General features: G+C 60.0%; 7 protein-coding genes. All 7 read right to left on the bottom strand.

What is annotated here, in order from left to right; genetic code table 11:
• Positions 1-201: 201 nt before the first annotated feature.
• The 7 genes from AK821_RS17500 to flgH all read right to left on the bottom strand — a co-directional run bounded on the left by AK821_RS17500 (position 202) and on the right by flgH (position 14,015).
• A complete protein-coding gene (locus tag AK821_RS17500; RefSeq protein WP_064390836.1) occupies positions 202-3,294 on the bottom strand; it encodes a beta strand repeat-containing protein in 3,093 nt (1,030 codons plus the stop codon).
• Between the two features lie 224 nt (positions 3,295-3,518).
• A complete protein-coding gene (locus AK821_RS17495; protein WP_064390835.1) occupies positions 3,519-7,121 on the bottom strand; it encodes a glycosyltransferase in 3,603 nt (1,200 codons plus the stop codon).
• Between the two features lie 114 nt (positions 7,122-7,235).
• Positions 7,236-8,804 carry a flagellar hook-associated protein 3 gene (locus tag AK821_RS17490; RefSeq protein ID WP_064390834.1) on the bottom strand — a complete coding sequence of 523 codons (1,569 nt, stop codon included), beginning with the start codon at positions 8,802-8,804 and terminating at the stop codon, positions 7,236-7,238.
• Positions 8,805-8,817: 13 nt separating this feature from the next.
• Positions 8,818-10,863, bottom strand: a complete 2,046-nt coding sequence (gene flgK, locus AK821_RS17485; RefSeq protein ID WP_064390833.1) for a flagellar hook-associated protein FlgK — start codon at positions 10,861-10,863, stop codon at positions 8,818-8,820.
• 24 nt (positions 10,864-10,887) lie between these two features.
• Positions 10,888-12,192: a flagellar assembly peptidoglycan hydrolase FlgJ gene (flgJ, locus tag AK821_RS17480; protein ID WP_064390832.1), complete on the bottom strand. Its 1,305-nt coding sequence runs from the start codon at positions 12,190-12,192 to the stop codon at positions 10,888-10,890.
• A gap of 11 nt (positions 12,193-12,203) precedes the next feature.
• Entirely contained in the window at positions 12,204-13,292 is a 1,089-nt protein-coding gene (locus tag AK821_RS17475) for a flagellar basal body P-ring protein FlgI (protein ID WP_161806659.1), read from the bottom strand.
• A gap of 27 nt (positions 13,293-13,319) precedes the next feature.
• Positions 13,320-14,015, bottom strand: coding sequence for a flagellar basal body L-ring protein FlgH (flgH, locus tag AK821_RS17470; RefSeq protein WP_064390830.1), 696 nt, complete (start codon positions 14,013-14,015; stop codon positions 13,320-13,322).
• Positions 14,016-14,058: the final 43 nt, after the last annotated feature.

Below are 14,058 nucleotides of genomic sequence, written 5' to 3'. Positions count from 1 at the left end.
CGGGCGCCGGTGGGATGACCGCGAGCGCTCGTTTTATGGCGATTTACGGGGGACTTGCAGGAAACGCGCCAGCTCCATGAGTCCCGTGAAGACCGGGCTGCAAGGTAAAAAAAAGGGCAAACCCGATGATAATTATCAGGTTCGCCCTCCATGCCTGCACCTTCAATCCCGTTGCAGGATCGACAGTGCTCGATTCAGCGGTCAACCAAACATGGCAAACGCATCGCTATTGGCTGGCAGGTTGATGATTTGCCCGTTCGCCGTTTGAATTTGCTCAATGGTATCGAAGCCTGCGAACCAGCCCTTGAGCTGCACACCTTCCTGCGGCGTCGTGCCCGGTGCGAAACTCGAGCGATGCAGATACAGATCATCACCGACACGATCAATCAACAGTTGGGAACTGCTGATATACGACAGCACCAGTTTGTCCTCGCGGCTCGCGCCGTCATCCTGGATGGTCACAAGACCCGGGGTGCCGATTGTGTAAAGGTCGTTATCCTCGCCACCGTTGGCAAAACCGCTGGACTTCAACACCAGTTGATCGTTCCCCGCACCGCCAAACAATGCAAAGCCCAAGCCTGTACCGGTCAGCAGGTCACCATCCTCGCCACCGTCTGCCATGCCGTGAACCACGGTGATGACATCGCCACCGGCCTCGCCATACACGCGGCTTCCTACATCATTGCTTGCCGTGAAAATGGTGTCGTTGCCTTTGCCGCCATATATTGTGTCGGCCTGCGGCCCGTTGACCTGCCCGTCGAGGGAGAACGGCCCGATCGAGGAAACCAGTCCGCCGTAGAGGTAATCGTTGCCGTCACCACCGAAGATGATGTCATCCCCCAATCCACCTTCCAGGTAGTTGATGCCAGCATCGCCGGTCAGGCTGTCATTGAGGTGACTGCCCACGACACGCTCGATATTGCGCAATACATCGCCTTGCGCATCGCCACCCTCGTTGATATTGGTCAACAGGTTGATGGTCACCCCGCTAGTGCTGGTGATGTACATCGCCGTATCTTGTCCCTCGCGACCATCGATTACATCCGCACCCAAACCTCCGATGAAAACATCAGCGAGTCGGGAACCTGACAACGTGTCATCGAAGTGGCTGCCCTGAAAGAGTTCGATGCTGGCGAAAGTGTCGCTCGCGGCTTCTCCAGAGTTGACATTGCTGATCAGGTCGAGGGTGATCGCAGCGTCCGAAAACTCGTAACTGATCAGGTCCTGACCGGTGCCACCGTCAACGCCCATAGCGGCGGCGCCACCGTAGAAGATATCGTCGAGCCCCGAACCCTTGACCGCTTCGATACCGGTAAAGGTGTCCCCGGCACCGATACCGGAATAGACATTGGTTTTCAGGTTGATGACCATCGCCGCCGTGCTGTCGCTATAACTGACAGTGTCATAACCGGCTCCACCGATGAACTGGTCGGCACCCGCGCCACCGTACAGCGTGTCGTTGCCCGAACCGCCGGTGATGACGTTGTCGCTGTCGTTGCCGTAACCGATAAAGGCTTTGTCGCCGATATAGGTCAGACGCTCGACGTTCACCGCCAGCCGCGTGCCACTTGGATTGATTGTTGTTACACGCACCTCATCGTTACCGCCACCGGCCTGCTCGACGATGGTTGGCGTAACGCCGGTGTTGATGTAGTAGATATCATCGCCCGCCCCGCCTTCCAGGCGAATGGCCGTGGCGGTGTGATCAGGGCCAGAAGTCAGGACGTCGTTGAACGCCGAGCCGATCACGTTCTCGATGCCGGTCAAGGTACTGCCCTCGGCATCCCCGCCCTTGCCGACCGCGCCAGTGCCGAAGCGAACTTCCACATTGACCCCGGCGCTGGAGGTCGAATAATCAACCGTATCGACACCGCCACCGCCATCGAACGCCATGCCACGACCGTCGCCGACAAACATATCGTTGAAGTTTGAGCCTTTGATCACTTCGATATCGGTGTAGGTGTCGCCTGCCGCGATCCCGGTATGCACACCGGTTTTCAGATTGATCGTGACAGCAGTCGTTTTGCTGTCGGTGTAACCCACGGTGTCGATGCCAGCACCACCGATGAACTGGTCGGCCCCCGCGCCACCGTACAGCGTGTCGTTGCCCGAACCACCGGTGATGACGTTGTCGCTGTCATTGCCGTAACCGATAAAGGCTTTGTCGCCGATATAGGTCAGACGCTCGACGTTCACCGCCAGCCGCGTGCCACTTGGATTGATTGTTGTTACACGCACCTCATCGTTACCGCCACCAGCCTGCTCGACGATGGTCGGCGTAACGCCGGTGTTGATGTAGTAGATGTCATCGCCCGCCCCGCCTTCCAGGCGAATGGCTGTGGCGGTGTGATCAGGGCCCGACGTCAGGACGTCGTTGAACGCCGAGCCGATCACGTTCTCGATGCCGGTCAGGGTGGTGCCCTCGGCATCCCCGCCCTTGCCGACCGCGCCAGTGCCGAAGCGAACTTCCACATTGACCCCGGCGCTGGAGGTTGAATAATCAACCGTATCGACACCGCCGCCGCCATCGAACGCCATGCCACGGCCGTCGCCGACAAACATATCGTTGAAGTTTGAGCCTTTGATCACTTCGATATCGGTGTAGGTGTCGCCTGCCGCGATCCCGGTATGCACACCGGTTTTCAGATTGATCGTGACAGCAGTCGACTTGCTGTCGGTGTAACCCACGGTGTCGATGCCAGCACCACCGATGAACTGGTCGGCGCCCGCGCCACCGTACAGCGTGTCATTACCCGAACCGCCGGTGATGACGTTGTCGCTGTCGTTGCCGTAACCGATAAAGGCTTTGTCGCCGATATAGGTCAGACGCTCGACGTTCTCCGCCAGCCGCGTGCCACTTGGATTGATTGTTGTTACACGCACCTCATCGTTGCCGCCACCGGCTTGCTCGACGATGGTCGGCGTAACGCCGGTGTTGATGTAGTAGATATCATCGCCCGCGCCACCTTCCAGGCGAATGGCCGTGGCGGTGTGATCAGGACCCGACGTCAGGACGTCGTTGAACGCCGAGCCGATCACGTTCTCGATGCCGGTCAGAAGATCACCTTCGGCATCCCCACCCTTGCCAACTGCTCCCGTACCGAAGCGAACCTCAACATTTACGCCGGCGTTCGAGTTCGAATAATCAACCGTATCAACACCAGAGCCACCATCGATCTTGTCCGCACCGCCGCTGCCCTTGATCACATCATTGCCACCCAAGGCGTTGATCTCGTCATCACCACTGGTACCCGTCAGCGTATCCGCGCCGTTTGTCCCGTTAATAACAGCCATTGTTTCTTCCTTGCCTTGTTGTGAACCGGTACCGGTTCGCGTGGCGATCACGTCATCGCGGCGAACAATAAAAAACTACGAATGTGTTGATATCGACAGGAAAGGATCGCAACTTGAGCCGCTGCGAAAAATGTATTGGGATTGATACAAAGACGAATACACGACGCAAAAAAAACAGGCGACTGAAAAAGTCGCCTGTTTTTTAGGTAGCCGGAGCTGATCGATCAATCCGCCAGCCAGCCCTGCTCCCAGTAACGCAGGTTATCGCCGCGCAACACGTAGTCGCGCAGCACGACTTCACGCAACTCGTCGCCCATGCGGTAGCTGGCGTCCGGATCGGCCAGATGCATGCGGATTGCCTGCAGCCATTCTTGCGTGGTGTTGGTCTTGACTCGCGTGCACGGCAGGTAGCCGCGGTAGGCCTCAGTGTCGGTGCAGATCACCGGGTAACCGCAGGCACCGTACTCCAGCAGACGCAGGTTACTTTTGCAGTCGTTGAAAATATGGAATTCCAGCGGCGCCAAAGCAAGATCCAGATTGAGGCTGGCCAGTTTTGCCGGGTAGGCGTCGAGGCCGATCACGCCGTGGAACTCATGCATGTAAGGACGCAGATCGTCCGGGCACATGCCGAAAAACACCCAGTCGACTTCATCTGCCAATTCGCGCACGACATCTGCGATCACCGCCAGGTCACCATGGTGACTGGTGCCGCCACCCCAGCCGACGCGCGGTTTTTTCGAGGTCCGGCGCTGGCCGCGCAGGTTGCTCCAGAATTCTTTGGCCAACATGTTCGGCACCACGCGGATGTCTTGATGCATGTCCGACAAGGCATTGGCCAATGGCTGAGTCGAGACCACGACACGGTCGCACATGCCGATCGCACGGCGAACAATGCGCTCCATTTCATACTTGTCGGGCATATTGCGAATATGCGCATTGCGATGCGGAACATCGATGACGTAATCGTCGAGCTCATAGATGCTGCGGGCGTTGAAGTAGTTGCACAGCACCGGCATTTCGTTGACCGATGACACGGTATAACGACCTTGCAGAACGATCACATCAGGCGCCAGACGCTCGATTTCAACAATCGGCGGCAGGTTTACGCTATAGCGAATCTGCCCCTGCACCCGGCCTGCCGCTTCGAGTTCGATCAGCGGTTGAGTGACACGATAGTGCCCGATCGCGGAAGCGTTGAGCGGCAACCCGAGAATCTTCGGCAGGGTGCTATTGCTGAACGGACTCCACCCGGTGCGCAGGCCCGGCTCGAGGGTGAAGCTCGAACCCGTGTGCTTGTGCAACGACAGATTGGGATTGTAGGCAGGGTCGCGGGCAATGACCGGCATCCAGCGCTTGAAGAACGTTTCTTCCTGCTGATTGTGCGACACGCCTTCTTCATTGATGACCGCCTCGACCGGCTGCGCGCCAAGCGCCAGCACCGCATAAGGCGTCCACACCACGAGATACCCCTGGCCGGCCACGCGTAGCGCCAGGTCCACTTCATGCAGCATGCGCGGCAGACTCTGCTCATCCAGACCGTCAACCGCATCGAATACCGACTTGCGCACCATCAGGCAATCGGCACCGACGGCACTGAGGTCCTGAACCACCTGCAGGCGGAACATGTAGCCGGATGACTGCATCGCCTGACCATAAAACGGCAGACCGGCCGGCCCCTGCATACCCAGCACCAGACCTGCATGCAACACATAGCCATCGGGGTTGAAGATCTTGGCACCGACGATGCCGACTTCCGGGCGCTGGGCGTGATTGAGCAACTCGTCGAGCCAGTCACCCTGAGTGATCACGGTGTAGGGATTGAGCAGCAGGACGTATTCGCCCCTCGCCTGAGCCACGGCAAAGTTGCGCAATGCGGCGACGTTACCCTGCTGCGGGTAGGTCAGCACGCGCACGCGCTCGCTGCCCAGTTGCGCCATGCCGTCCAGCCAGGCACGTGCCTCGGCAGTCTCGCTGGCGTTGTCGACCAGCAACAACTCGTACTCGCTGTACGTGGTTTTTTCCAGCAGGCTCTCGACGCAGCGTTGCAAGGCCGCAATCTGGTCGCGAGTCGAAATAATGATCGAGACCAACGGCCGCTGCGCATGCCGGTAATCGACCCGATTGAGCAACTCGACACTGCCACGACGCAGATCGTGGGCGATTCCCAGGCGATCAAGATGCGTCGACAGCAATCGTTCGTTGTTGTGCGTCACGGCGGGCAGCGACAACCATTGGGCCAGGTCGAAGGACGATTCGATGGCAATCTCGGCCAGATGCCCCACCACCTGCGTGCCTTGATCCTCAACCATACGCCAGAGCATGTCGTGGGGCGCGAGCTCGGTGAACGTCGAATCAAAGCCGCCGAGCGCCAGAAAGGTCTCGCGCTGGAACGCCAGCGCGCGGCCGACATACGGATAGGTGCGCATCAGATCCAGGTTGAAATCAGGCTTAAATGCCGGCTCCGCCGACTCCCCCGAACGCAAGCTGCCTTCATCGCTGTACAGGCAGTGCATGGCGCTGTTGAAGGCGATGCGCTCGGCCATCATCAGCAAGGCTGGGGGCACCAGGCGATCACCGCCGCGCAGCAGATAAAACCAGTCAGCGCCTTCCAGCTGCGGCAGCAGCTGATTGATCTGTTGCAGGTAATCGTCCTGCAACGGCAAATGGAACACACGCCCATCCAGTACCGGCTCAGTGCAATCCCTGGACAGTACCAGTGTCAACTCGGGTGGATAGACCTGCGCGGCGAGGCTTTCCAGCGTACGTTCCAGCGCCGCCGGACTGCCCTGCTCATCCATCACGATGGGCACGATTCGCGGCGTGGACGGCCAGCCCGCCAGAGTGTCCGGCAGCAATCTGCTCTGGACGTCGCTGAGCCTGCGGCACGCCAGCCATTGCGCATAGAGCTCGGAAAAACTCTGGCTGTCAGCGCCAACCTGCCAGATCTGGGCGCTCTGTTTGGTACCGAGCGTTCGGCTCAGCGGCAGCTCTGTCCAGACCCGGGGCGACTCATCCGCGTTGGGCAATGGCACATAACGCGCCCATCCTTTCGCAGGCGCCGACTCTCCGCTGCGCGCCTTGAGCATTTGCAGCAGCCATTGCCGCTCGACGAGCAAAGCATCCTTCATGGCTTGCTGGCCACTCAGGCGATCCGGGTACAGACGCTCGACACTCAGCACATGATTGGAGATCACCGCGTTGCCGCGTCGCAGCAAACACACGAACAAGGCGAAATCGAGGCTCGCGACAAAACAGTGGTCCGGCTGAGTCAGCGCCGGCAGTAACTCGACAACGTCAGTGCGACGGAACATTGCGTTACTGAAACCACCGAGGAGGTTCGACGGGAACGTTTCGAAGAGGGCCAGCAGGTCATCACCCTTGAACAAGCCACTGATCGGTGACAGGGGTGTGTTTTCCAGCCGTGAAGGCAGGACCATGTCGTCGGCGTCCCAGAACAGACGCTGGGCCAGCACCAGATTGACTTCGTCATGATGAGCGAGCACGTCGGCCTGACGCTCGATGCAGCTGGCGAACAGCTGATCGTCGTCGCACAGAAACTTGATGAATTCGCCCTGCGCCTGATCCAGGCAGGCCTGCAGATTGCCAACCATCCCCAAGGTCTGCGGATTGCGCACGTAACGCACCGCCACCCCGCCCTGCTCAGCCAATGCCGCGACAATGGTCTGGATTTCATCGCCACGACTGTCATCGCACACAATGATTTCAAGATTGCCGTAACCCTGACTGACGGCGCTGCGCAATGCCCGCTCGAAGAAGCGCGGATTGAAGGCAGGAATGACAAGGCTGACAAGGGGAAGTGAATTCACGGCGGACTCGCAAGCGGCGGGAACCCGCCCGGAATTGCGAGCCCTCTGAAACCGCGAAAAAAGACATTAAAAACTCAAGAGCCGAAGTTCCGGGCGCTTGCGCGCCCGTTATCGTCAGATCTTGTTGAACAGACCCAGCTGGCTGATCTTGCTGAACGCCAATTGCGCAGCCTGCAACATGGTCTGCTGCAAGGTCAGGCGGGTCATGACTTCGGCCGGATCGGAATCGCGGATCGAACCCTGCGTCGTGGTGTTAGCGGTGCTCAGGCTGTCGTTGGTGACAGCTTGCATATCCAGCGACTGACCACGGGCACCGATCGAAGTGACTGCGGTGCCAATCTGGTTGGCTGCGGCGTCGATGTTGCCGATACCGGCTTCCATGGCGCCCTGCAGCTTTTGCTTGGCGACCGGATCGCCATCGATCGGTGTGTTCAGCGCGGTAATCATCTGACCGAGGGTGTCGAGCACGTTCTGGGTCTGATGGTCATTCGGCTGGATCGAAAACTGATCGCCGGCTGCCGGGGTGTTACCCAAGGCAAACGTCACACCGGCTGCGGTCGCGTTACCGCCCGCCACAGTGCCCGAAGACACCGGCTTGCTGTCCGCAGTGACCGGCGCCGCGTACAGGTCGAACGCCGTGGCGCTGGTGAATTTGAGAACCGCGCCGCCCTGCGGGAATGCTGCGGTGTAGGCAGCCTGGTCGGTGATGCTGGAACCGCTGATCACCGCTGTCGAAGTGTTGCCCGGGCTACGCGAGGTGGTGAACGTGTCCGGGGTCACTGCCAGCTGAAAACTGTGCCCGGCAATGACTGCGTCCGGGTTGGTGTCTCCGGCCTTCAGGTTGAGGTTCAGCTGCATGTCGACGCCACGGAAGCTGAAGCTCTGGTTGGCGCCACTGGTGTTGCTGATCACGCCGTTCTTGCTGGCCTCAGCGGTCACGTCGTTACCCAGGGCGTCAGTGATCTGCATCTGCGTGCTGCTGACGAAACTCACGGTATACGGCTGCCCAGCGGTGAACTTGGCGTTGTAGGTGGCTTCAGTGCCGATCGTACCGTTGGACAGCACGACACGACCGTCATCCACCGCCGGAGCGGTGCGGGTGACGTTGGTGCGGGCAGTGTTGATGGTTTGCTGGAAAGCATCCCAACCGGTGGTGTTGGTACCAACCGACAGGCCATCGCCGATGCCCAGGTTGATGGTGGTCTGGTCACCGTTGTAGGTATAAGTGCCGTCGCTGTTTTGCGAATACGGGGCAGTGCTGGTTTTCGAACCGGAGAACAGGTAGTTGCCGTCGGCATCCTTGGAGTTCATCAGGCCCAGCACTTGCTTCTGGATCTCGCCCAGTTCCGAGGCGAAAGCCTGGCGGTCCTTGTCGGTGATCGTGCCGTTGTTGGCCGCCAGAGAAATTTCCTTGGCGCGTGCCAGCGCCGTGGTGATGGAGTCCAGCGTGGACTCCTGCACGGTCAATGCACTTTTGGTGGTGTTGACGTTGGTCTTGTACTGATCAAGCATCGCCGCCTGCTGACCCAGTTGCAGCAGACGACCGGCGCCGACCGGATCGTCGGAAGCGGTGTTGATGCGCGTCAGGCTGCTCGCCTCACTGGCGGTGGCAACGGCCTTGTTGAAGTTACGCTGATAGTCCGAAGCTTGCGTTCCGTAATACTGGGCGGTGGAAATGCGCATGAATTACGACTCCTTAAAGGCTGTTGATCAGCGTGGCGAAAGTTTCCTGCGCAGCTTTGATGATCTGCGAAGACGCTGTGTAGTACTGCTGGTATTTGACCAGGTTGCCGGTCTCTTCATCCAGGTTGACCCCGGACAACGAGTCGCGGGCACCTTTGGCGTTATCGAGAATCGCCGAGGTCGCAGCGCTGTCGGACTTGCCTTGAGCAGTCTTGGTACCGACGTTGGTGACCAGCTTGTTATAGGCGTCGGTCAGGCTGATGCCCTTGCTCGCCGAACCGGTATCGACAGTCTGCTTGGTTTGCAGGCCGACCAGTGCCTGCGCGTTGCGGTTGTCCGAAGACGCCGCACCGGTGAGATTCATGGTGAAGGTTTCGCCGGACTTCGGCGTGCCGCCGACCGTGGTCTGCACGGTGAAAGTCTTCTGCACGTTGGGCGTGACAGAGGTGTCCATCACCGGGTTGCCACTGGCATCGACGATGCCGACTTTGAGGTTCAGTGTGTTCGCCTGGCCGGGAACGATGGTGCCGCTGCTGATGGTGGCACCCTTGGTATCCACCAGTTTGTACGACTGGCTGCCCCCACTGGCATCACCGAACACCAGTTTGACTGGCGTCGAATTCTTCAGCGCCGCCTGCATGTCTGCCTGGGCGGTCGGGTTGTAGATATTGATGGAGTCGCTGAGCGTCGGCTGAGTGTAAGTACCCAGGCCGGCAGCACTGGCAACACCGGTCAATGGACCGGCCGCCGCGATTTTCTTCGGATCGCTGAGAACAGTCTGGATGCTTGCCGCCGCGTTGCGGGTCGGCGTCACCTTGAAGCTGTCACCGGCGCTCAACCCACCGCCATTGAGCGACAGGCTAAAGCCGTCGATCACCGGAGGTGGCGTGGTCGTGGTGCTGAACGCGCCCAGATCGGTGCCGTCGGAACGCTTGACGGTGTAGTCGGTGGCGCTGGTGAACGTGACCTGATAATCGCTGGTGGTCAGCTTGCCGGTATCCTTGATGGTAACGTCAAGGTTGCCCGAACCTGTGCTGTTGCCCGACGCCGCGATGCTGCGCTGGCTGACCAGTGCAGCACTGTTGATGTTGTTGAACAGCGCCGCGCCGAAGTCACCGTTCTTGTCGATGCCTTGTGCTTGCTGGCTGTTGATCTGATCAGCCACCACCAGTGCAACACGACCCAGCTCGTTGAGCGAAGGGTCGAGAACTTCCTTGCGATACGTCAGCAGACCGCCCATTTCGCCACCACTCATCACCGAAGTGATGTCGAGGGTGCTCGAGCCGCGATCCATCTGAATGCCCATGCGCGACGGATCGTCTTTGAGCGGCACGGTGCTCAAGGTGTTGGTAGTGTTGCCGATCACCAGCGGCTGACCGCTGCCGACGTAGATGTCGAAGCTGGTGCCGCGCTCGACGACCTGCGCACCGGTCAGCTCGGACAATTGGCGTACGGCTTCGTTACGGCTGTCGAGCAGGTCGTTCGGCGCGCCGCCGCTGGTGGAAATCTCACCGATCTTCTGGTTCAGAGTGGCAATCGAGCTGGCCAGCTTGTTCACCTGAGCCGCCATGTCGCCGAGGCTGCCGTTGATGCTGGTGTTCTGGTCGTTGAGCTGCTTGGCGAGGGTATTGAAGCGATTGGTCAGGGCCTGCGCGCCAGTCAGCACCGACTGACGGGAGGTGTCGTCGGTCGCCGAGGTCGAAACACCCTGCATCGAGGTGAAGAATTTTTGCAGCACGCCGGTCAGGCCGGTGTTGGTGTCCGACAGCATCGAATCCAGCGGTGTGGCCTGGGCCAGAAACGAGGCCGACTCGCTGTCGAGCGAAGTCGCCGTGTGCAACTGGCTTTCCAGGTACGAGTTGTAGACCCGGCGCACGTCGGCCAGGGTGGTGCCCGTGCCGATGAAGACGTTACCGAACTGCTGCGAGGACTTGGTGCCCTGCACGGTTTGCTGACGCGAATAACCGGCGGTGTCGACGTTGGCAATGTTGTTGCCTGTCGTAGCCAAAGAGGACTGGCTGGCCGACAGTCCCGACATCCCGATATTGAGCAAACTCATGGTTCAGACCTTATACCTTGTGCCTTATAAAGGCGTGGTGGATACACCCGCCGCAGCGTAGTTTTGGAAACTGTTCATCTGCTTGGCTATCTGCGAAATCTTTGTCGCGTAGTTCGGGTCGGTGGCGTAACCGGCCTTTTGCAACTCGCGTACAAACTGTTCTGGGTTATCGGCAGACTTCACGACATCTTGATAGCGATTATTGCTCTGCAGCAAAGTCACCAGATCGTGGAAACTGTCCTTGTACGAGGCGTAGGAACGGAACTCGGCCGTCTCCTTGACCATCTGCCCGTCACGGAACTCGCTGGTGATCGCCCGGGCCGAATCGCCCTTCCAGTTGCTGCTTGCCTTGATGCCGAACAGGTTGTGGCTGCTACTGCCATCCTGGGCGCGCATGACCGACTTGCCCCAGCCGGTTTCCAGTGCCGCCTGCGCCACCAGGTAACGCGGATCGACGCCGATACGGTCGGCGGCTTCCTTGGCCATCGGCAACATGGTGTTGACGAATTCGTCGGCAGAACTGAAGGCCTTCTTCGCCGGCGCCAGCGGAATTTGCGCCCTGGCGCGGCCATAAATCTGCATCTGTCCGCCGCCAGCTTTTTCGCTTTCGGCGCGGGCCAGCCAGTCGCCGTTGTACAACGGCCCAGAGCCGGTGGCGACAGCGCTCGTGGCGCGCGGCCACAAGGTATTCGGCGCAGGCGTGGCGTTCGTCGCGGCCGACGGCACCAGACCGGCGAGCAGACGATCAGCCAGTTTCGGCGGCAAGGCCAGGCGACGCTTGTTGATCATCGCCATGTCATTGCTGTGGGAAACATCGGCGGTGTTCGACACCCGCCCGGAACGCGATGCCCACAGCGGACGTTCGCCATTGACCCGCGACAACGGACCGTTGGTGGCGGTGGTGCCGGCGGCAATCGGCGTGGCCACGGCAGCGGCTTTCGCCCTGGCTTCTTCTTGCTTGGCGGCGGACGCAGCGGCGGCTTCACCCGGGGCCATCGGTTTGTTCTTCGACATCTGGCGCATCAGCACGTCAGCGAGGCCGATACCACCGCCCTCGCGGGCCATGGAAACGGCCATTTGCTGGTCAGCCATTTCCTGATATTGCTTGGCCGCCGGAGTGTTGAGCGGATTATCCTGACCCAGGGTCTCGGTCGCCGAACGCATCGACTTGAGCATTTCGCCGATGAACAACGACTCGAATTCCTGCGCAACCTTGCGCATGTTGCCGTCGCTGTTCTTGTCGCCGACCTTGAGCTGATTCAGGCGATTGAGGTCGGAGTACGAACCCGAATCGGCGTTGCTGACCAGACTGCCTTTACGCATATCCATGATTGCCGTCCTCAGATCACGATCAGGTCGGCTTGCAACGCGCCGGCCTGCTTCAGAGCTTCGAGGATCGCCATCAAGTCACCTGGCGCCGCGCCGACCTGGTTCACCGCACGCACGATCTCGTCAAGGGTGGTGCCCGGACCGAATTTGAACATCGGCTTGGCTTCCTGTTCGGCATTGACGCGCGAGCGAGGCACCACAGCCGTCTGGCCATTGGACAACGGGCCCGGCTGGCTGACAATCGGGTCTTCAGTGATGGTCACGGTCAGGCTGCCGTGGGTCACGGCGGCCGGCGAAACCTTGACGTTCTGGCCGATGACGATGGTACCGGTACGCGAGTTGATGATGACTTTCGCCACCGCCTGACCCGGATCGACCTCAAGGTTTTCGAGGATCGACAGATAGTCGACGCGCTGGCTTGGATCGAGCGGCGCGGTGACACGGATCGAACCGCCGTCGATCGCTTGTGCGACGCCAGGGCCGAGCATGTCGTTGATCTTGTCGACGATGCGCTTGGCGGTGGTGAAGTCGGAGCGGTTGAGGTTCAGCGTCAGGCTGTTGCCCTGGTTGAAACCGCTCGGCACCGAACGCTCCACCGACGCACCGCCAGGGATGCGACCGGCCGACGGAACGTTGACGGTGATCTTCGAACCGTCGCGACCTTCAGCATCGAAACCGCCAACCACCAGGTTACCCTGAGCGATGGCGTAGACGTTGCCGTCGATACCCTTGAGCGGGGTCAGCAACAAGGTGCCGCCGCGCAGGCTCTTGGAGTTACCGATCGAGGAAACAGTGATATCGACCTGCTGACCCGGTTTGGCAAACGCCGGCAAGTCGGCACTGATCGACACCGCCGCGACGTTCTTCAACTGCACGTTGCCCGAGCCCGGCGGCACTTTGATGCCGAACTGCGAGAGCATGTTGTTGAAGGTCTGCAGGGTGAACGGGGTTTGCGTGGTCTGGTCACCGGTACCGTTAAGCCCGACGACCAGGCCGTAACCGATCAACTGGTTGGAACGCACGCCGGAAATGCTGGCGATGTCTTTCAGCCGCTCGGCGTGTGCACCAAAGGCTGCGGACATCAGCGCCGCAGCGAGCATGAGGCTCTTGAAGTTCAACGTAGCCACCTAGAAAGGGAACAGCGGGCTGAGGAAGAAACGGTCGAACCAGCCTGGCTGACTCGTATCGGCAAACGCACCGGTACCGGAATAGGTGATGCGCGCATCGGCAACCCGGGTCGACGACACGGTGTTGTCGGTGGCGATGTCATCGGCGCGCACCAGGCCGGCGATGCGAACCAGTTCGTCACCGGTGTTCAGCGTTAGCCACTTCTCGCCGCGCACGGCGATGATGCCGTTGGGCAACACGTCAGCGACGGTCACGGTGATCGAACCGGTCAGGCTGTTGCTCTGCCCCGACTTGGCGTCGCCCTTGGTCGAACGGTCGGCGCTGTAGCCGGCGTTCAGGCTCAGGTCGTTGCTGCCGATCGGGTTGTTCGTCGTCAGACTGGAACCGAACAACGACGTCAGGCCGATCTTGTTGTCGCTGTTCTTGTCCATCTGCGAGTTGGCGTTCTTGCTCGCCTGGGTGCGCTCGTTCAGGGTGATGGTGATGATGTCACCGACCCGGAAGGCCTTGCGGTCGCTGTACAGGTTCTGCTCGAACCCGGCCTGATAGATCGAGCCATTGTTGGCGGCAGCCGGCAACGGCGTGCGCGGCAACACCGGTGCGTAGTAAGGGTCATTGGGCTTGGGCGTCGGTGCGACGCAGCCCGCGAGCGAGACGACCCCACCCAATGCCAGAACAGATACAAAGCGTTTCATGACCCTACCTCACGGTGTTGCAGGCAGCCTCATGGCTGCCTCA

Source organism: Pseudomonas sp. RIT-PI-r, from assembly GCF_001297015.1.
Lineage (GTDB): Bacteria > Pseudomonadota > Gammaproteobacteria > Pseudomonadales > Pseudomonadaceae > Aquipseudomonas.
Note: the sequence above shows the minus strand (reverse complement) of the source record. Positions and strands in the feature narration are given on the sequence as shown.